At 70.7% G+C, this 19,286-nt stretch carries 17 protein-coding genes; 10 read left to right on the top strand and 7 right to left on the bottom strand.

Features of this window, described 5'->3' with window-relative positions; genetic code table 11:
• The 10 genes from VFW71_17000 to VFW71_16955 all read left to right on the top strand — a co-directional run.
• The coding region (locus tag VFW71_17000; GenBank protein HEU5004459.1) for a hypothetical protein at positions 1-1,096 on the top strand (1,096 nt) is incomplete at its 5' end.
• Complete coding sequence (locus tag VFW71_16995) at positions 1,093-2,589, top strand: CpaF family protein (GenBank protein ID HEU5004458.1); 1,497 nt, start codon at positions 1,093-1,095, stop codon at positions 2,587-2,589. The genes VFW71_17000 and VFW71_16995, both read left to right, overlap by 4 nt.
• Complete coding sequence (locus VFW71_16990) at positions 2,586-3,539, top strand: type II secretion system F family protein (protein ID HEU5004457.1); 954 nt, start codon at positions 2,586-2,588, stop codon at positions 3,537-3,539. Before VFW71_16995 ends, VFW71_16990 begins: the two co-directional genes overlap by 4 nt.
• Before the next feature lie 4 nt (positions 3,540-3,543).
• Entirely contained in the window at positions 3,544-4,473 is a 930-nt protein-coding gene (locus VFW71_16985) for a type II secretion system F family protein (protein HEU5004456.1), read from the top strand.
• A gap of 456 nt (positions 4,474-4,929) precedes the next feature.
• Complete coding sequence (locus tag VFW71_16980) at positions 4,930-5,883, top strand: ABC transporter ATP-binding protein (protein HEU5004455.1); 954 nt, start codon at positions 4,930-4,932, stop codon at positions 5,881-5,883.
• A complete protein-coding gene (locus tag VFW71_16975; protein ID HEU5004454.1) occupies positions 5,880-6,653 on the top strand; it encodes an ABC transporter permease in 774 nt (257 codons plus the stop codon). Before VFW71_16980 ends, VFW71_16975 begins: the two co-directional genes overlap by 4 nt.
• A gap of 7 nt (positions 6,654-6,660) precedes the next feature.
• Entirely contained in the window at positions 6,661-7,311 is a 651-nt protein-coding gene (locus VFW71_16970) for a hypothetical protein (protein HEU5004453.1), read from the top strand.
• Complete coding sequence (locus tag VFW71_16965) at positions 7,308-8,693, top strand: hypothetical protein (GenBank protein HEU5004452.1); 1,386 nt, start codon at positions 7,308-7,310, stop codon at positions 8,691-8,693. Before VFW71_16970 ends, VFW71_16965 begins: the two co-directional genes overlap by 4 nt.
• A complete protein-coding gene (locus VFW71_16960) occupies positions 8,690-9,574 on the top strand; it encodes a M48 family metalloprotease (protein HEU5004451.1) in 885 nt (294 codons plus the stop codon). Before VFW71_16965 ends, VFW71_16960 begins: the two co-directional genes overlap by 4 nt.
• Before the next feature lie 48 nt (positions 9,575-9,622).
• The gene (locus VFW71_16955) at positions 9,623-10,939 is read left to right on the top strand and encodes a nucleotide sugar dehydrogenase (protein ID HEU5004450.1); all 1,317 of its coding nucleotides are present in this window, start codon (positions 9,623-9,625) and stop codon (positions 10,937-10,939) included.
• Between the two features lie 1,896 nt (positions 10,940-12,835).
• Here VFW71_16955 and mdh read toward each other — a convergent pair.
• The 7 genes from mdh to sucD all read right to left on the bottom strand — a co-directional run bounded on the left by mdh (position 12,836) and on the right by sucD (position 19,263).
• On the bottom strand, positions 12,836-13,762 hold the full coding sequence (gene mdh / locus VFW71_16950; protein HEU5004449.1) for a malate dehydrogenase: 927 nt from the start codon (positions 13,760-13,762) through the stop codon (positions 12,836-12,838).
• Between the two features lie 53 nt (positions 13,763-13,815).
• Positions 13,816-14,895 (bottom strand): isocitrate/isopropylmalate dehydrogenase family protein, encoded by a 1,080-nt coding sequence (locus VFW71_16945; protein HEU5004448.1) that lies wholly within the window; start codon positions 14,893-14,895, stop codon positions 13,816-13,818.
• 52 nt (positions 14,896-14,947) lie between these two features.
• Positions 14,948-15,166, bottom strand: coding sequence for a hypothetical protein (locus VFW71_16940; GenBank protein ID HEU5004447.1), 219 nt, complete (start codon positions 15,164-15,166; stop codon positions 14,948-14,950).
• A gap of 65 nt (positions 15,167-15,231) precedes the next feature.
• Complete coding sequence (locus tag VFW71_16935) at positions 15,232-16,122, bottom strand: bifunctional 5,10-methylenetetrahydrofolate dehydrogenase/5,10-methenyltetrahydrofolate cyclohydrolase (protein HEU5004446.1); 891 nt, start codon at positions 16,120-16,122, stop codon at positions 15,232-15,234.
• A 36-nt stretch (positions 16,123-16,158) separates the two neighbouring features.
• Complete coding sequence (purH, locus tag VFW71_16930; protein HEU5004445.1) at positions 16,159-17,670, bottom strand: bifunctional phosphoribosylaminoimidazolecarboxamide formyltransferase/IMP cyclohydrolase; 1,512 nt, start codon at positions 17,668-17,670, stop codon at positions 16,159-16,161.
• Complete coding sequence (gene purN, locus VFW71_16925) at positions 17,667-18,305, bottom strand: phosphoribosylglycinamide formyltransferase (protein ID HEU5004444.1); 639 nt, start codon at positions 18,303-18,305, stop codon at positions 17,667-17,669. The genes purH and purN overlap by 4 nt, the downstream gene beginning before the upstream one ends.
• A gap of 73 nt (positions 18,306-18,378) precedes the next feature.
• Positions 18,379-19,263, bottom strand: coding sequence for a succinate--CoA ligase subunit alpha (sucD, locus tag VFW71_16920; GenBank protein ID HEU5004443.1), 885 nt, complete (start codon positions 19,261-19,263; stop codon positions 18,379-18,381).
• Positions 19,264-19,286 lie beyond the last annotated feature (23 nt).

The following is a 19,286-nucleotide window of genomic DNA, read 5'->3' as shown; positions in this document are numbered from 1 at the left end:
CGCCGAGGACGTGTCCTGCGTGCTGAACAAGGCGGAGCCGGACAACGGCATCGACCTCGACGAGCTGCTCCGGGTCTACCCCCGGGGCTTCGCCGCCGTCCTGCCTTACTCCAAGGAGGTCTCCCGCTCGCTGAATGTGGGCAAGCCGGTCCTGATGGTGGACCCACGGGCGGAGATCTCGCAGAAGATCCTGGAGGCGGGTGCCAAGTTGGTGCCCGGCAACGAGATCCGCAACCCGGGCTGGATGGCCCGCCCGACCGCCCGGCCGGGCTGGACCAGCTGGCGCAAGGACCGTCACGCCCCTGCGGCGGCGGTCCCCGTGCCGGTGCCGCAGGTCCCGGTGGTCAACGGGCCGGCCTACCCGGCGCTCCTCCCCCGCATCCCCACCCCGGCCGCCGCGCCGACGCAGGCGCCCGCGGCAGCAGCACGCGCCGCGGCCGGCAGGCCCGAACCGTTGGGCCCGGCCAGTGAACCCCGGCTGGCCCCGACGTCGCTCGAGCCGCTCCACACAGGCGGCATGACCGGCTACGACCTGGCCGAGCTCCTCGCCTCGTCCCCGACGGCTGCCCCCGTGGCGGTCCCGGTGACACCCGCGAGGCCCGTCCCGTCCACGCCCTACCCACCCAGCCGGACGGGGGTCCTGATGCCCCCCACCGGTGGCCCGGCCGTCCCGGTCGGGGCACCCCCGGGATACCCGGCATACAACGGCTCCGCATACGACAAGCACCCGAAGTGGATGGACCGGCTGCGAGGCTTCTTCGGGCACAAGGCGGTCGCCCCCCCGGCGCCGCCGCAGATCCCGGTCTCCTTCGCCCACCCACCCGCCCAGGAGCCCGCCTACACGCCGGCCCAGCGGCCCCTGCCGCCACCCCCGGCGCAGCTGGGGAACTACACCGGTCCCGGACTGTCCTCGCCCCTGGGCGGGCAGCGCCCCACACCGGCGGCCCCGGCCGACAAGGCCGCAGCTCCACAGAAGATCGTCTTCAACGCCAACCGCGGGGGCGGTGCCACCTCGTTCGGGCCGCCGCGGACCCGCCCCACCGATCAGCGCCCCACTGACCTGCGTAGCACAAGCTGGAAGGAGCCCAGGAGATGAGCCTGTCAGAGCGTGCCGAACGAGCGGAGCAGGAGGCCGCTCGCACCATCGGAAAGCCCGCCCGCGCCAAGACCACGAAGCCGCCTGCCACCAAGGAGGCGAACGAGTGGGGCCAGATGAAGCGCCGGGTCCGGGAAGTCCTCCTGGATCAGCTCGGACCGAAGCTGTCCGCCCGCCTGAAGACCGAGGAGCTGTCCTCGCTGGTCTCCAGCAACCTCGACGAGGCCCTGCGGGTGGCCGAGGTGTCCCTGCCGTCGTCCAAGCGGGCCCAGTTCGTCCGGGAGGTCGCCGCCGACCTCCTCGGCTACGGGCCGCTGGAGCCGCTGCTGGCCGACGGGGAAGTCACCGAAATCATGTGCAATGCGACCGACGAGATCTACGTCGAGCGCAGGGGCAAGATCGAGCAGACCAACGCCAGCTTCATCGACGAGGGCCAGTTCCGCCAGGTGATCGAGAAGATCGTCGCCCGGGTGGGCCGGCGCATCGATGAGGCCTCGCCCATGGTCGACGCCCGCCTCCCCGACGGGTCCCGCGTCAACGCGGTCATCCCCCCGGTGGCCGTGCACGGCCCGGTGCTCACCATCCGGCGCTTCCCGGAGAAGGCGTTCGAGGTCAAGGACCTCATCGCCTTCGGCTCGCTGACCGTGGACACCGCGGTGTTCCTCGAGGCCTGCGTGCGGGCGAAGCTGAACATCCTGGTGTCCGGCGGTACCGGCACCGGAAAAACCACCATCCTGAACGTGATCTCGTCGTTCATCCCCCCCGACGAGCGCATCATCACGATCGAGGACGCCGCCGAGCTCCGGCTCGGCCAGCCGCACTGCGTGTCGCTGGAGGCCCGCCCGGCCAACATCGAAGGCGCCGGCGAGGTCAGGATCCGCGACCTCCTCCGCAATGCCCTGCGGATGCGCCCCGACCGCATCATCGTCGGCGAGGTCCGGGGCGCCGAGGCGCTGGACATGCTCCAGGCCATGAACACCGGTCACGAGGGTTCGTTGACCACGCTGCACTGCAACTCCCCCCGGGATGCCCTGAGCCGCCTGGAGACCCTGGTGCTCATGGCCGGCTTTGACCTGCCGCTGCGGGCAATCCGCACGCAGATCGCCTCGGCCCTCGACATCATCGTGCACCTGGACCGCTTCGGCGACGGCTCCCGGCGCTGCACCGCCATCACGGAGGTGCAGGGCATGGAGAGCGACATCATCACCATCCAGGACGTCTTCCACTTCAGCTTCTCGCAGGGTGGCAAGGAGTCGTCCCGGGTGGCCGGCCGCCTGCAGGCCACCGGCCTGCGGCCGAAGATCATCGACCGGATCCGGGAGGCAGGCCTCGACCTGCCGCCCAAGCTGTTCCAGCCCGGCGGGCTGACCCCGGTGGCGGCACCCCGGCCGGACGGCTGGGGCCTGACCCCGGTCGCACCGAACGCCGAGCCCATCGACTCCCGCGCTGAGATCCTGGCCAACCTGGCCCGCCGGAGGGGTGGTGGCCGGTGATCGCCTTCCTCGCGGCACTCCTCATCGCGGCCGGCGTGCTGGCGGCGGCCTTCGGGTACGCCTCGCGGGAGGCCTCCAAGCGGGTGGCACTGAGCCGCCTGCTGGACCTCGAGCGGGCCGACCCCACCCAATCCCCCCAGGCCATGGTCCAGCTGATGGAGAAGGCCGGGGCCCTGACCGATCGCATCATGAAGGGATCGGTCACCACCACCAAGCTGCAGATGGCGCTCACCAGCGCCGGCATCAAGGTCCGCCCGGGTGAGTTCGGCATCGTCGCCGCCTCGGGCGGCATCGTGGGCGGCATCATCACCTACCTGCTGTTCCACAACGGGCTCCTGGGCATTGCGGCGCTGCTCGTCCTCCCGGTCCTCGCCTACGCCTGGGCGCTGCGCCGGGGCCGCACCCGCCGCATCGCGCTGGAGAACCAGCTCCCGACCGTGCTCCAGATCCTGGCCGGGTCCCTGGACTCCGGGGCATCGCTGCTGCACGCCATCGAGATCGTCGCCCAGGAGGGCGACGCCCCCCTGGCGGAGGAGTTCGTCCGGGTGGTGGCCGAAACCCAGGTGGGCCGGCCGCTGCTGGACTCGCTGCGGGCCATGGCGGACCGCTGCGGGTCGCAGGACCTCGACTGGACCGTCGAGGCCATCCGCATCCAGTACACCTCCGGTGGTTCGCTCTCGGACACCTTCCGGACCCTGGCCGAATTCATGCGGGCCCGGGTGGAGGTGCGGGCCGAAGTGCGGGCGCTGTCCGCCGAGGCCCGGCTGTCCGGCAAGATCCTCACCGGCCTGCCGATCCTCATCGGCGCCTACCTCCTGGTGTTCCGCCGGGACTACGTTGCCCCGCTGTACCAGACCCACGCGGGCATGTACATGCTCGGCGTCGCCGCCACCGGCATGGTGATCGGCTCGTGGTGGATGTACCGCATTGTCAAGAAGGTGGAGGTGTAGAGCCATGAGCGCGATCGAATGGATGGGCCCGGCAGTTGTCGGGGCAGGACTCGGCGTCGTGGCCATGGGAGCGCTCACGCGGTCACTGGCGCACCGCACGAGCTCAATGGCCCTGCAGACCATCGTCGGCGAAGGCCTTGACAGCCGGGAAGCAGAACTCAGCCAGCCCCTGGCCCAGCGGATGCTGGGCCCGGCCTGGGAGTCGTTCGCCAAGGGTGCGCGGGCGGTAACCCCGACCACCATGGTCACCCGGCTGCGGCGCAACATCGCCCTGGCCGGCCTGGGCGGGATCGGCGTCGAGGGCATCCTGGCGATGAAGGCCGCCGCCGGGGTGCTGATGGCCCTCGGCGTACCAGCGGTCATGGCGCTGCTGGGCGTCCACCTGGGCAAGCTCCTGCTGTGGGGCCTGCTGGGCGGGATCTTCGGCTTCATGGTCCCGGACATCATCATTGCCCACCAGGCGGAGGACCGGCAGGCCAAGATCCGCAAGACGCTGCCCGAAACCCTGGACCTGCTGGCCATCGCGGTCGGCGCCGGCATGGGCCTCGAGGCCGCCATCGAGCTGGTCATCCAGCGCCTGCCCGGCCCGCTGGGCGATGAGTTCCACCGGCTGCTGCAGGAGCTGGCCCTGGGCGTCTCCCGCCGGGAGGCGTTCGGCAACCTGCGGGAGCGGACGGAGGTTGACGAGCTGTCCACCTTCGCCCTGATCATCACCCAGGCGGACGCCCTGGGGACGCCGCTCACCCTGGTGCTGCGCAGCCAGGCCGCCGAGATGCGTGCCCTGCGCCGGCAGCGGGCCCGGGAGCAGGGGGCCAAGACCCCGGTCACCCTGCTGTTCCCCCTGTTGCTGGGGATCTTCCCGGCCCTGATGCTGATCGTGGCCGGCCCGGCCGTGATCGGGATCATGCACGCCTTCAGCGGCGGGCACCTGTAACCCACCCGCAGTTCGACCCGCAGTTCGACAGAGGTGCCACCCGCCCGGAGCCCCGTCGGGGCGGGTGGCCGGCCCGGAGCGGCCGGCGGGACAGGCCCTGGGAACCGTCCCGCCGGCCAGCCCGGTGCTTGCCGAGCCCGGCGCCGTCATGGCGCTGGGCTCGACCGCGTTCGGGGTGCCCGTTACGCCACGGGCCGTGGAGTTCTGGGGACCTTTTTCCGCCAAAATGACGGCAAATAGTCCCCAGAACCTTTGCCGGGAGCTGGCCCAGGCCGCGTTGTACGCGCCGCCGATCCTCCCGGCCCGGACCGGCCCGCCGCCGGAATGCGTGCGGGCCGCCGCCCCCGCCGACGACGGCCGGAGGGCGAGCGACCGATCCTGGGCGGTCACGAGGCGGGGTCCACAGCAGGCCCTCGACACCAGGGCGGCGGGACCCGTCGAGTATGCTCCCGGCAAATGGGCCATCCAAACGGCCACGCACGAGGCCACCCGGCGGCAAACGGGTCGCCGGCCATCAGCGTCAAAGGCCTGAAGAAGTCCTACGGATCGGTCGAGGCCGTGCGCGGCATCGATCTCGAGGTGGCCCGGGGCGAGGTCTTCGCCATGCTGGGCCCCAACGGTGCCGGCAAGACCACCACCGTGGAGATCCTGGAGGGCTACCGCACCGCCGACGCCGGTGAGATCCGGGTCCTGGGCTACGACCCCGCCCGCCGCCAGCGGGCGCTGAAGGAGCGCATCGGCATCGTGCTGCAGGAGACCGGCATCGAGCCCTTCCTCACGGTCGAGGAGGCGGTCACGCTCTACCGCTCCTACTACCCGAGGCCCCGACCCACCGAGGAGATCCTCGAGCTGGTCGGGCTCCAGGAGAAGCGCGCCTCCCGGGTCAACAAGCTCTCCGGCGGGCAGCGCCGGCGCCTAGACGTCGCCCTGGGCCTGGCGGGCGACCCGGAGGTGCTCTTCCTGGACGAGCCCACCACCGGCTTCGACCCCTCGGCCCGGCGCAACGCCTGGGGGCTGGTGAAGAACCTCGCCGCCCTGGGCAAGACGGTGATGCTGACCACGCACTACATGGACGAGGCTCAGGAGCTGGCCGACCGGGCGGCGATCCTCGTGGCGGGCAGGATCGTCGCCGAGGGGCCGCCGAGGACCTTGGCGGGGTCCGGCCCGGTGATGACCCGGATCACCTTCACCCTGCCGCCTGGGGCGCCGGCGCCACCTCCGGCCTTCGGCTCGGTGCCCGCCAGTGACGGGTCACACCAGATCGAGACCCTCGATGCCATGCGGGCGGTGCATGAGCTGACCGGTTGGGCGATCGGCAGCGGCGTGGAGCTATCCGAACTGGCGGTGGCGAAGCCATCCCTGGAGGAGGTCTACCTGCAGCTCACCGACGGGGCGGTGACCAAGGAATGAACGACACCGCCATGCTGCTGCGCCAGGTGCGCTACGAGAACAAGTCCTTCTGGCGCAACCCGCCTGCCGCCTTCTTCACGTTCGCCTTCCCGCTGCTGTTCCTGGTGCTGTTCAACCTGCTGTTCGGACACGGCAAGATCAGCTATTTCGGCCACCGGGTGAACACATCGACGTTCTACGTGCCCGCGATTGCCGCCTTCTCGGTGATCACGGCCACGTTCACCAACCTGGCCATGAACGTGACCTTCGCCCGGGAGCAGGGCGTGCTGAAACGCAAGCGGGGCACGCCGATGCCCCCGCTGGCCTTCCTGAGCGCCAAGATCCTGCACTCCGGGCTGATGTCGCTGCTGCTGGTGGCCATCATCATCGTGTTCGGCAGGCTCTTCTACGGCGTCAGCCTGCCGCACCACACCTGGCCGGCGTTCCTGGTCAGCCTGCTCGTCGGCGCCCTGTCGTTCTGCGCCATGGGCCTGGCCATCACCGCCGCCGTCCCCAATGCCGACGCCGCTCCGGCGGTGGTCAACGCCGTGATCTTCCCGCTGCTGTTCATCTCCGACATCTTCATCCCGCTGCAGAACGCCCCCAAGTGGCTGACGACCGTGGCCAAGATCTTCCCGATCTACCACTTCAGCTGGGCCATGCAGCACGCCTTCAACCCCTTCCAGACCGGCTCGGGATTCCAGGGCACGGACCTGCTCATCGTGGCGGCGTGGGGCGTGGGCGCGCTGCTCGTCGCCGCCCGCTTCTTCACGTGGGAGCCCCGCCAGTAGTTCTGCCATGGACCCGCCCCTCCGGCTGACCCCCCGGGATGCGCAGGCATTGCGCTGGGTGGGCGAGCAGTACACCTGCCGGCTGGACCAGTTCGCCGAGGTGCTGGGCCGCATCGGCGGGCGGGAACCCCTGTCACTCTCCGCCACCCGGGCGGTGGTCGGGCGCTGGGTGGGCCTCTCGCTGGCCGGGCGGGCCCGCCTGCTGGTGGGCGAGCCGGAGTGGGTGTGGCTCACCACCAAGGGGCTTCGGGCCGCCGAGTTGCCCTTCGGCCCCTGGGAACCGAAGGCGTGGACCGTGCGCCACATGGGTGCGGTCAACCGGGTGCGGCTATTCATCGAGCCCCGCCGGCCGGGAGCCCGCTGGCGCCCGGAGCGGGAGCTGCGCGCCACCCGCCCGGACCGCCGGCTGGCCGACGCCTCGCCCATCCCGGACGGCGAGCTGCTGGACGCCGGGGGCAACGTCATCGCCATCGAGGTGGAGCTGTCGCCCAAGTCCATCACCGCCCGGCGCCGGGCCATGCAGGCGCTGGTGGCCCACTACGAGGCGATCTGGTACTTCGCCTCAGCCGATTGCTGGGCCGCAGTCCACGATGCCGCCTGCACCGTGCCCCCGCAGCTGGGCGACCTCGTGCGGATCTACGCCCTGGAGGACCTGTGACACCCAAGCGGCCGGCCCGGCCGCCCGAGCCCGGCCCGGCGTTGACCACGGCGCCGGAGGTGGTCGGGGGCGACGCCATCCTGGGCGCGATGACCTCGGGGGACCTCACCGAGTGGGCGCGGCGCACCGACCGCCTGTGGCTGGCCTACCCGGCGGCGGACCTGGCCCGCCACGGCGTCGTGGTGGGTTCGGCGGGCTCGGGCAAGACCGAGACGCTGCTGCGGGTGGCCTACCTGGCAGCCCGGGTGTACGGCTGGCAGGTGGTCTTCCTGGACGCCAAGGGGGACGCCGCCACCCAGGCGCGCTTCGCCCGGGCGATGGCGGCGGCGGGCGTGCCGCCCCCCGCGCTGCGCACCTTCCCGGCCCAGCCCTACGACGGCTGGCGGGGTGGGGACCGGGCGCTGCTCAACCGCCTCATGGAGGTCTCCGACTTCAGCGAGCCCTACTACCGGGAGATGGCGCTGCGCGTCCTCCACCTGGCCATCACCTCCCCCGGGGGCGTGCCCGGCTCGTCCGGGGATCTGCTGGGCCGCCTGAGCAAGCCGATGCTCCGCGCGGCCTACCGGCGCCGCCCACAGGCCGCCGAGATCGAGGAGCTGGCCGAACGGGACGTGGCCGGTGTCGCCAACCGGTACCGGGCTTTCTTCGCCTCGCTGGGGGGTGGCCTGGACGGCGGCTGGGCCTTCGAGGACACCCGGGCGTGCTACGTGCTCCTGGAGGGCCTCGCCCTGAAAGCCGAGGCCGCCCGGCTGGGCCGCTTCTTCCTCGAGGACTTCGCCCACTACGCCGGCGTGCGCAAGCCGCCGGGCACCCCCGTGCTGCTGGTGGTGGACGAGTTCTCCGCCCTGGAGTCCACCACCGACGCCGCCCACCTGTTCGAGCGGCTGCGCTCCTTCGGGGCGGCGGTGATGGTGTCCTCGCAGGGCTACGCCGGGCTGGGGGTGGCGGGGGACCGCATCCTCGATGCCGCCGAGACCCTGATCCTGCATCGGTGCGCCGAGCCCGAACCGCTGATCGCCCGGGCGGGCACGGTGTCCCGGGTGGACCACACCCGCTACCTGGACGCCGGCACCGGCCCGGAGGTCGGGCGCCAGGGGGCCGTGCGGCGCAAGGACGACTGGCGGGTGCGGCCCAACGACGTGCGCCAGCTCCCGGTGGGCGAAGCGGTGGTGATCGCCGGCGGGCGGGCGGCCCGGGTGCAGGTGGCGATGGTGGACGTGGGGGACAGTGCACAAGGACCCCCGCCACCGGGACCCCCGCCACCGGGCGCCCCGGCAGCGCCGGCCGAGGGGGGTTCTCCGCCACCCCCGCCGCCGGGGGCCGCCCCCCGGGCGCCGGCCACCTTCATCCCCTCGCCGCCTCCCACCGTGCCCGGCCTGTGATCCGCCGGGCGTCGGGAGGCGGGTGGGCCCTCCTCCTTGTCTCGCTGCTCCTCGACATCCCCTCGGCCCTCCTCCGCCTGGTGCTGGCCTCCGTGGTCCTGGGCCTTTTCGCCCCGCTGGGGGTGTGGACCGATGCCCTGGCCGCGCTGGCCGCGGCCGGACCGCTGGTGCGCTCGCTGGCGGCGGTGGCGCTGCCCATCCCCGCCGGGCCGCTGTACCGGGCGGCCCTGGGCGCCCGGCAGCCCTCCGAGCGCGAGCGCGCCGAGCTGGAGCGCTCCCGGGCATGGCTACCGACCGGCCCGGTCCTGGTGGTGGACAGCCCGGACGAGAACGCCTGGGTCCTGGGCGCCACGCTGTTCGTCACCCGGGGCCTGTTCGCCAGCCCCCACCTGGACGCCGTGGTCGCCCACGAGGCCGGGCATCTGCGGGCCGGCGACGGCCGCATCGCCCTGGCCGCCTGGTGGCTGCCGATCCGCTCCATCGCCCGCCTGGGACTCGCCCTCCTGGGCACCGGGGCCGGGGTGCCCCGGGCCAATATCGGGCGGGCACTGCCCGGGCCGGTCCGCCAGCCGGGCGGGGGCGCCGGCCGCGGCCCGCTGGGCGCCCTGGTCCGGCTGCCCGCCCGCATCGCAGGGGTGTGCCTGCTGGCGGTGTCCGGAGGCCTCCTGCCCGCCCTGCTGCGCCCCGCCTGGATCCCGTACCGGCGCAGCCGGGAGTACGCCGCCGACCGCTTCGCCGCCTCGGTGGGCCAGGCCCCCGCCCTCATCGAGGCCCTGGCCGACTGGCAGATGGTGGACGTCGCCGCCCCCTGGTGGCAGGGGCGCAGCCATCCCTACGCCGAGCAGCGCATCGACCGGCTCCAGGAGGGCACCGGGCGGTAACCCGGAGCGGTAACCGGGGCGGTAACCGGTAGTCTGGTCGCACAAGCCATGGACACCGACGCCCTGCTGCGCCGCCTCACCGACCGCAGCGCCACCGTGGCCGTGGTGGGCCTCGGCTACGTGGGGCTCCCGGTGGCCATCGGGGCCGCGGTGGCGGGGTTCACCGTGATCGGGTTCGACACCGAGGCCGCCCGCGTCCAGCAACTCTCGCGGGGCGAGTCCTACGTGCTGGACGTGACCGGCGAGGAGGTGGCCGCCCAGGTCCAGGCCGGGAAGTTCCGGGCCACCACCGACCCCGCCGCCCTGGGCGAGGCCGATGTCAGCGTGATCTGCGTCCCCACGCCGCTGCGCAACGAGCTACCCGACATGTCCTACATCGAGGAGGCCGCCACCGTGGTGGGGGCCGGCCTGCGCCCCGGGACCCTGGTCATCCTGGAGTCCACCACCTACCCGGGAACCACCGAGGAGTTCCTGCGGGCGATCCTCGAGAAAGGCGGCCTGCAGGCGGGCGAGGACTTCGCCCTGGGCTTCTCCCCCGAGCGCATCGACCCGGGCAACCCGACCTACCAGCTGGCCAACGTGCCGAAGATCGTCGGGGGCATCGACGCGGCATCGACCGAGCTGATGGCGGCGTTCTACTCCGGGTTCGTGCACAGCATCGTCAAGGTCTCGTCCCCCAAGACCGCGGAGATGGCGAAGTTGCTGGAGAACACCTACCGCCATGTGAACATCGCACTGGTGAACGAGATCGCCATGCTGAGCCACGATCTCGGCATCGACGTCTGGGAGGTCATCGACGCCGCCGCCTCCAAGCCCTTCGGGTTCCAGGCCTTCTACCCGGGACCGGGCTGGGGTGGGCACTGCATCCCGGTGGACCCGGCCTACCTGTCCTGGCGGGTGCGCCAGCTGGGCAAGACCGCCCACTTCGTGGAGCTGTCCCGGGACATCAACCACCGGATGCCGGCCTACGTGGTGGAGCGGGTGGGCGACGCCCTGAACACCGACGGCAAGGCCCTGCGCGGGTCGAAGGTGCTGGTTCTGGGCGTGGCCTACAAGCCCGACGTCTCCGACATGCGGGAATCCCCGGCCCTGGACATCATCGCCCGGCTGCGCAAGGCCGGCTCCGCGGTGAGCTTCCACGACCCCCACATCGCCTCGATCACGGTCGGCGACACCCGCATGGAGACCGTAGTGCTGGACGAGGGGCGCCTGGCCTACGCCGATCTGGTGCTGGTGGTGACCAACCATTCGGCGTACGACTGGGACCATGTCGCACGGCACGCGCCGCTGATCCTGGACACCCGCAACGCCCTGGCGCACGTGTCGCTGCCCGAAGGAGCGGGGGCCCGCATCATCCGGTTGTAGGCGCACGCACGCCATTTGGCGGAATCCATCTGGCAGACCCCCGCCAGCCGCCCCATGCCTGTGTGGCGCAAGCCCGATGCCTATCGTGTCGCCGCCACTGGCGTGCGAGGTGCCGTCTCCTCTGGACGGTATGTCCGCAGGCGCCACGACCCGTGGTCCAATACTGTTTCCGGTGTTCGACCTCTTTGATCCGGGCCCCATAGCTTGTAGTAAGTCCCATGTCCTCCCCCACCCGCACCTTAAGCCTGAGATGCTCGCTCCTGTCGCTCAGCCGGCGGCAACAGCGACCACATACGCCCGTCGGGTGGGGACGCCACGTATCAATGGGCTTTGCCTGGTCGGCGCGGGGTCGCTAGCGATAGTGTGGTTGGTAGCGTCACTCGTCCTAGGTCAGGCGACGTTCATCCTGCAGATTTTCGAAGGGGGTCTTCTAAGGAATTTTTGGACCCGATGGATTGCGCACGAGGGGAGTAAGGGTGCCCGGGTGCCGGGTGTAGTCTCACGGGAGCGTCGGCGTCAACAATTGCACGACCAGGCTAAGAAATACCCGAAGATCCCATTCTTTGAGTTCCAATTCGATATGGCCTTCGATACACAGAACCCGCGGGTTCTGCCGACTTCGCTTGGCAACATCCTGAATGCCGCGGAGAATTACCCCGAACACAGATACGGCGTGAACAGCATAGTGTTCTGGGACAATGGTCATGCCGGAAGGCATATTGGCACAGATAGACACTCATTAGCCAATATCAACTCCCGCTTATGATCGCTGCGTGGGGCCTGGTTGTAGCCCTCTGCTCCCTCGCCGCGGCCTGGGCAGGTCACCCGCTGCTCTTCTCCGGTGCGCTGTGGGGCGGGGCATCCGTCTGCTACGGTGGGTATCGTATGTCGTTGCGATCAGCGCAGGAATATGGCCTAGCCATTCGGTCGACTCCGCTTGGGAAAGCGCGAGCCTGTCCAAGGAGCAATCATCTCCGCCTGATGGCCAAAGTCGCTGGCGGCCCCGCCTTCGCGTCACGTTTGGGATAGCTTGTTTCTGCATCTGGATCCTCGGGCTTGCGCTCGTTTACAGCCGCCATGCGGAATACATGGTTACAAGAGATGACGTGCCCGCCTACTCAGGGTTCAAAGTATCTTTCGTACAGCGTCGGTACGACCGGCGCCTGCCTAGCTCACCACTTCCTATCAGTCTTGTGGGAGCGCCGCTAATCTCGATCCGCTCCATAAAAGCAAATACCATTCTGACTGTGGGCGATGTAGTTGCCATGGAGAGCCCGCCCAAAACGGTTCGTGCCGGTTCACGTCTCGGCAGCTGAGGCCCTGCAGCTGGATCTGGCTCCCGGAGTGACCGCAACAGTGTCTTTCTCAGGAGGTGCGGACTTCGGATCTGACCCTCTGTGCAGAGCCGCTCATGCTTCCGGCGCGAGCAGAACGGCCGACGGAGAAGTGATTTCCATTGACGACGTTAGTGCGTCGGAGCAAGCCGTCTTGGTCGCCCTAGGATCCAATAGCGATGCGACAATCGCATGCTATGGCACGGGCAAGACATCTCTCCTTCAGAATGTTCGAACGAAGAACTCAAGACCTTAGGGACGAATCCGGGTAAGCAACACAATAAAGACGGGCAAAGCCACTACCACCAAGAGCAGGAGGAGCCGCCGGCGGGCTCTACCGTTCGATGCACTTTCCTCTGGCTTCGGCGGTCTTCTCAGGACCACGACGGCCTTCTCCTCTGTGCTCGGCCACCTACTTCATATCATCTGCGATGCAGAAGTGTCGGTCTGGAAGAGGCCATGGAAACGCATGCCCATTGATGTGCGAGTCTGGGTGCAAACTTCACCTATGATCCGTAAAAGGGATCCAGAGTCGAGCACAGCCGAGGCGGGGAGTAACCCCCTACACGCTCCCCAGGTCGGCGCACCGGGCTTTGATGGCTGCCGCTGCCGCCCGCACGGCGTCGAGCTCGGAGGGGGACAGGTCCAGGGTCACGATCTCCTCCACACCCTTGCGCCCCAGGCGGGCGGGCACGCCCAGGTAGGTGTCGGTGACGCCGTACTCGCCGCTCACCCAGGCGGAGACCGGCAGCACCTGCTTGGTGTCGCCCAGGATGGCGTTGGCCATCTGCGCCACCGCCGAGGACGGGGCGAAGTAGGCGCTCCCCTTCTTCAGCAGGCCGACGATCTCGGCACCGGCGTTCATCGTGCGCTTGAACAGGGCGTCCAGGGTGGCGGCGTCGGCCAGCTCGGTGAGCGGCCGGCCATCGACTGTCGCCTGGCGGGCCAGCGGCACCATCTGCTCGCCGTGCGAGCCCAGCGTCATGGCGTCCACCGACAGCGGCGACACCTTGAGCTGGGCGGCAATGAAGGCGGCGAGCCGGGCCGAGTCCAGGATCCCCGCCATCCCCATCACCCGGGACTTGGGGAACCCGGAGACCTCCGACGCCAGGAAGGTCATCTCATCGAGGGGGTTGGTGACCACGATCAGCGCGGCGCCGGGCGACTGCTCGGCGACCCGCCTGGTCACCTCAGACACCACGGCTGCGTTTTTGGCCAGCAGGTCCATCCGGCTCATCCCCGGCCCCCGGGGGAAGCCGGCGGTGATGACCACAACATGGGAGCCGGCGGTGTCGGCGTAGTCGTTGGTGCCCACGATCGACACCTCGAAGCGCTCGACGGGGGCCGACTGGGCCAGGTCCAGGGCGAGGCCCTGGGGCAGGCCCTCGACGATGTCGATCAGGCAGACGTCCGCCAGGCCGCGCTGGAGGATGCGGAGTGCCGTGGTGGACCCGACGAAGCCTGCGCCGACAACGGTGACCTTGGCCATGACGGGCGCCAGACTACCCCGCCCAGGCCGTGCCTAGTCCAGGCCGCCGCTAGTTAGTCCAGCGCCGCGATGACCGCGTCGGCCACCTGGGCCGTGCCCACCGCCGTGGGGTCGTTCCGGCTGGGCTTCAGGTCGGCGGTCACCGACTCGCCCTTGGCCACCACCGAGGCGATGGCCGCCTCCAGCCGGCCGGCGGCGTTCTCCTCGCCGAGGTGGCGCAGCATGAGGACGCCGGAGAGCATCATCGCCATGGGGTTCACCCGGTTCAACCCGGCGTATTTGGGGGCGGAGCCGTGGGTGGGCTCGAACACGGCCACCTGGTCGCCGAAGTTGGCCCCCGGCGCCACGCCCAGGCCGCCCACCAGCCCGGCGCCCAGGTCGCTGATGATGTCGCCGTAGAGGTTGGGCAGGACCAGCACGTCGTACTCCTCCGGCCGCATCACCAGCTGCTGGGCGCAGTTGTCGACGATGCGGTCCTCGAAGGCGACGTCCGGATAGTCCTCAGCCACTTCCCGGGCGACGCTCAGGAAGAGACCGTCGGAGAACTTCATGATGTTGGACTTGTGCACCGCGGTCACCTTGCGGCGGCCGTATCGGCGGGCGTATTCGAAGGCGAACCGCACGATGCGCCGGCTGCCGGTGATGGAGATGGGCTTGATGGAAATGCCGGAGTCCCGGGCGATGGTGCGCCCCGACAGATCGCCGAGCACGTCGATCAACTTGAGGGCGGCATCTGAGCCTTCCTGAAACTCGATTCCGGCATAGAGGTCTTCGTGATTTTCTCGGACAATGACGAGATCGATGTGCTCATAGCGCGACCGTACCCCGGGGTATGTCTTGCACGGCCGGAGGCAGGCATAGAGGTCCAATTCCTTGCGAAGCGCGACGTTGACGCTGCGAAATCCGTGCCCGACCGGCGTGGTGATGGGTCCTTTGATGGCCACCCGGTTGGTGCGGATGGAAGCCAGCACCTGGTCGGGCAGCGGCGTGCCGTGCTCCGCCATCGTCGCCTCGCCTGCCTGCTGGATATCCCAGTCGAAGGCGACGCCGGTGGCCTCCAGGACGCGCCGGGTGGCCGCGGAGATCTCCGGGCCGGTCCCGTCACCCGGGATCAGCGTTACACGGTGGGGCATGGCGTGAGCTTACTGTGCCCGCAGACGGCAGGTCGTGGTGCGAAGCCGGCGGTTACGCCGAGGCAGTGCGGGAGCGGCGCGGCCGCGTGACCGGCGATGCGTGGGCGATCAGCTTGGCGGAACAGGCGCCATGAAAAGCGAGGCCGAACTCACGGCCGAGGCCACGGGCTCCCTGCTTGCGGACGGCGAGCTTCCCGACGAGGACGTCTCCCCCCGAAATGGTCTTGCCGCAGTAATCGCACACGTATTCTTCCTTCAGGATGACACCCATGTCATGTCCTTTCTCGGGCCGTCTCTGGGCCGCCGGAGGCCATGATATACCAGGAAGACGGCGCATCAAAGGACAGGGGATTTCGCCGCGGCTTGCACCGTGTTGGCCAACAACATCGCCCTCGTCATCGGGCCCACACCGCCGGGCACGGGTGTGATCTTGCCCGCCACTTCCGACGCCGATGCGAAGTCCACGTCACCCACCAGTGCGCCGCTGGCTGTGCGGGTGATGCCGACGTCGATGACCGTCACCCCCGGGCGCAACATCGCGCCGGTAATGCCGCCGGCAACCCCCGATGCCGCCACCAGGATGTCGGCGCTGCGGGTGAAGCCGGCCAGGTCCCGGGTGCCGGTGTGGCACAGCGTGACGGTGGCGTTGTGCGCCCGGCCCTCGGTGAAGAGGGTGGGGAAGCCCTTGGCGGACAGCAGGGTGGCAATGGGACGGCCCACCAGGGCCGAACGGCCCACCACGACCGCGTGCGCCCCCGACACCTGCACCCCGGCGCGCTCCAGCAGCACCAGGATCCCGAGAGGCGTGCACGGGATGAACCGCGGCCGCCCCAGCGCCAGCAGCCCGGCATTGTCCGGGTGCAGCCCGTCCACGTCCTTGGCCGGGTCCACCGCCTCCTGGGCGGCCGCGGTGTCCAGATGGCCGGGCAGCGGCATCTGCACGATGATGCCGTGCACCGCCGGGTCGGCGTTCAGGCGGGCCAGCAGGTCCAGGAGCTCCGCCTGCACGGTCCCGGCGGGCAGGCGGTGGACGAAGGAGGCCATGCCCACTGCCGTGGCGTCGCGCTCCTTGCCGGCGACGTAGACCGCCGACGCCGGGTCCTCGCCCACCAGCACCGCGGCCAAGCCGGGCACGATCCCGTCCGAGGCCAGGGCGGCCACCTTGCCGGCCAGCTCCTGGCGGACCGCGGCGGCGGTCGCCTTGCCGTCGATCAGGGCGGCGGTCACGGCGCAGCGGCTCCGGCGGGCAGGGTTGGTGGCGGCCTAGTGGCGGAAGTGGCGCACGCCGGTCAGGACGATGGGGATGCCGTGCTCGTCGGCGGCGGCGATCACCTCGGCGTCGCGCACCGACCCGCCCGGTTCGATGATCGCCCGCACCCCGGCGGCCGCGGCGGCGTCCACGTTGTCCCGGAACGGGAAGAAGCCGTCCGAGGCGCACACCGCGCCGATGGTCCGCTCCCCGGCCCGGCGGGCGGCCATCTCGACCGCCTCCACCCGGCTGGTCTGGCCTGCCCCCATCCCCACCAGCTGGCCCCGGTTGGCCAGGGCGACGGCGTTGGACTTCAGGTGCTTGCACACCGTCCAGGCGAAGATCAGGTCGTCCCAGTCCTCCTCGGCGGGCTGCACCCGCCCCGCCACCTTCATGGCCCCCCGGGCCTCGATCGAGGTGTCGAGGTCCTGCACCAGCACGCCGCCCGCGGTGGTACGCAACTCGGCGGCGCCCCGGGCGGGCGGCTTGCGGGTGTGCACCACCCGCAGGTTCTTGCGCTCGGCGAAGGTGGCCAGCGCCTCGGGCGTGAACGAGGGGGCGATGACAATCTCGGTCATGATCTCGGTGATTCGCCCGGCGGTGGGGCCGTCCACCTCCCGGTTGGCGGCCACGATGCCGCCGAACGCCGAGCGCCGGTCCGCCTCCAGGGCCCGCCGGTAGGCGTCCTCCACGCCGCTCCCCAGCGCACAGCCGCAGGCATTGGTGTGCTTGACGATCGCCACCGCCGGCCGCTCGAACTCGGTGACCAGCCGCCAGGCGGCATCCAGGTCCAGCAGGTTGGTGTAGGACAGGTCCTTGCCCTGGAGCCGGACCCAGCCGGGGTCGCCGGCGGAGTAGAAGGCCCCGTTCTGGTGCGGGTTCTCGCCGTAGCGCAGCCCGAACTGCTTCTTCAGGGCCAGGTGCAGGATGTCGGGCAGGGTGCTGTGGCCGCTCAGCCAACTGGCCACGGCGAAGTCGTACTCGGCGGTGTGGGAGAACGCCTCGGCGGCCAGCGCCACCAGGGTCTCCTCGGCAAGTGAGCCCCGGGAGGCCTGCATCTCCGCCAGGACGGTGGGGTAGCGGTCCGGGTTCACGATCACCGCGACGCCGTGATAGTTCTTCGCCGCCGCCCGGACCATGGCCGGGCCCCCGATGTCGATCTGCTCCAGGACCGAGTCCTCCGCTGCCCCGGCGGCCACCGTCTCCCGGAAGGGGTACAGGTTGCAGACCACCAGGTCGATCAGGGGGACGTTCATCGCCTTGAGCTGGGCAAGATGCTGGGGCTTGCGCCGGTCGGCCAGGATGCCGGCGTGGATGTGCGGGTGCAGCGTCTTCACCCGGCCTTCCAGCAGCTCGGGCACGCCGGTCACGTCGGCCACCGGGGTCACGGGCACGCCCGCCCGGCTGAGGTGGTGGGCGGTGCGCCCGGTGGAGACGATGGTCACCCCCATCGCGGCCAGCCCGGCGGCGAAGGTGTCGAGGCCGGTCTTGTCGCTGACCGAGATGAGCGCCCGCCGGATCCTCACGCCGCCCCCCACAGGCCAGCCGGGACGCCGTCGATGAGCACCCGCCGCCCGGCGATCCGGGTGCGGCCCTCCACCACCAGGCGCACGACCTCGGGGTAGAGGCGGTGCTCCACCGCCTTGATGCGCTCGTGCAGGGAAGCCTCGTCGTCGCCCTCCCGCACCGGCACCGCCTCCTGGGCGATGATCGGCCCGTGGTCCACCGCCTCGTCGGCGAAGTGCACGGTGGTGCCGGTCACCTTGACCCCCCAGGCCAGCGCGTCGGCCACCGCGTGGGCGCCCGGGAAGGCCGGCAGCAGGGCAGGGTGGATGTTCAGCACCCGCCCGGGGAAGGCCGCGATGAATCCGGCCGAGAGAACCCGCATGAACCCCGCCAGGCACACCAGGTCCACCCCGCGGCCCTGAAGCTCCGCCAGCAGGGCGGCGCTGTACGCCTGCCGGCCGGGCGTGGCGGCCGGGTCCACCAAGAGGGTCTGGATCCCGTGGGCGGCTGCGGCTGCCAGGGCGCCGCAGTCCCTCCGATCGCTCACCACCACCGCGATGGCGGCGTCGCCGAGGGCTCCCTGGTCGGCTGCGTCGAGGAGGGCCCGGGCGTTGGTGCCCGAACCCGAGGCGAGGATGGCGAGGGCGGTCGTCACTGGACCGTGAGGATAGCCGGTTTGCGCTTCAGGGCGGGTGATTCCGAAGCCTACGGCGGGTCCTCCCCGAGCCCTATCCGAGCGCCCGCGCGACCAGGCCGGCCACCTCGTGGGGATCGGTGGCCACCGGCACGCCGGCAGCCCGGAAGGCCTCCGCCTTGGTCTGGGCGGTGCCCTTCGACCCCGCCCCCGACCCGGAGATCAGCGCCCCGGCGTGGCCCATCCGCTTGCCGGGTGGGGCGGTGAAGCCGGCGATGTAGGCCACCACCGGGGTGCGCATGCCCCCGGCGATGAACGCCGCCGCCCGCTCCTCCTCGTCGCCGCCGATCTCACCGATCAGCACCACCGCCCGGGTCTCGGGGTCGGCCTCGAAGGCGCTCAGGCAGTCGATGAAGCTGGTGCCGGGTACCGGGTCGCCGCCGATGCCCACGCAGGTGGACTGCCCGATGCCGATCGCGGTGAGCTCGTGGACGATCTGGTACGTGAGGGTGCCCGAGCGGGAGACGAGGCCCACCGGGCCGGGGGTGCAGATCTCGCCCGGGATGATGCCCAGGTTGGTCTGGCCGGGGGTGATGAGCCCCGGGCAGTTGGGTCCGATGAGCCGCACGCCGGTACTCCGGCGGAGCTGGGCGCGCACCCGGGCGGTGTCGGCGATGGGGATGCCCTCGGTGATGCACACGATGAGCGTCACCCCGGCGTCGGCCGCCTCCAGGATGGCGTCGGCGGCCCCCCGGGCGGGCACGAAGATCACGGAGGCGCCGGCCCGGGTGGCGGCGACCGCCTCGGCCACGGTGTCGAAGACCGGGATCCCCTCCACGGCACTGCCCCCCTTGCCCGGCGTCACCCCGGCCACCACCGAGGTCCCGTAGGCCCGGTTGCGCAGGGCGTGGAAGGACCCCTCCCGGCCGGTCAGGCCCTGGACGAGGACCTGGGTGGAGCGGTCGGCGAAGATGGGCATCGGTGGGGTGGCGGGTGGCGCCG

Source organism: Actinomycetota bacterium (assembly GCA_035765775.1).
Taxonomy (GTDB): Bacteria; Actinomycetota; CADDZG01; order JAHWKV01; family JAOPZY01; genus DASTWV01.
This window is presented reverse-complemented; position numbering and strand designations above follow the sequence as displayed.

Excerpts from the sequence above, each read along its gene's own strand:
- VFW71_16995 (HEU5004458.1), top strand. The coding sequence starts at position 1,093 with ATGAGCCTGTCAGAGCGTGCCGAACGAGCGGAGCAGGAGGCCGCTCGC.
- VFW71_16985 (HEU5004456.1), top strand. The coding sequence starts at position 3,544 with ATGAGCGCGATCGAATGGATGGGCCCGGCAGTTGTCGGGGCAGGACTC.
- VFW71_16980 (HEU5004455.1), top strand. The coding sequence starts at position 4,930 with ATGGGCCATCCAAACGGCCACGCACGAGGCCACCCGGCGGCAAACGGG.
- VFW71_16975 (HEU5004454.1), top strand. The coding sequence starts at position 5,880 with ATGAACGACACCGCCATGCTGCTGCGCCAGGTGCGCTACGAGAACAAG.
- VFW71_16970 (HEU5004453.1), top strand. The coding sequence starts at position 6,661 with ATGGACCCGCCCCTCCGGCTGACCCCCCGGGATGCGCAGGCATTGCGC.
- VFW71_16955 (HEU5004450.1), top strand. The coding sequence starts at position 9,623 with ATGGACACCGACGCCCTGCTGCGCCGCCTCACCGACCGCAGCGCCACC.
- mdh (HEU5004449.1), bottom strand. The coding sequence starts at position 13,762 with ATGGCCAAGGTCACCGTTGTCGGCGCAGGCTTCGTCGGGTCCACCACG.
- VFW71_16945 (HEU5004448.1), bottom strand. The coding sequence starts at position 14,895 with ATGCCCCACCGTGTAACGCTGATCCCGGGTGACGGGACCGGCCCGGAG.
- VFW71_16940 (HEU5004447.1), bottom strand. The coding sequence starts at position 15,166 with ATGGGTGTCATCCTGAAGGAAGAATACGTGTGCGATTACTGCGGCAAG.
- sucD (HEU5004443.1), bottom strand. The coding sequence starts at position 19,263 with ATGCCCATCTTCGCCGACCGCTCCACCCAGGTCCTCGTCCAGGGCCTG.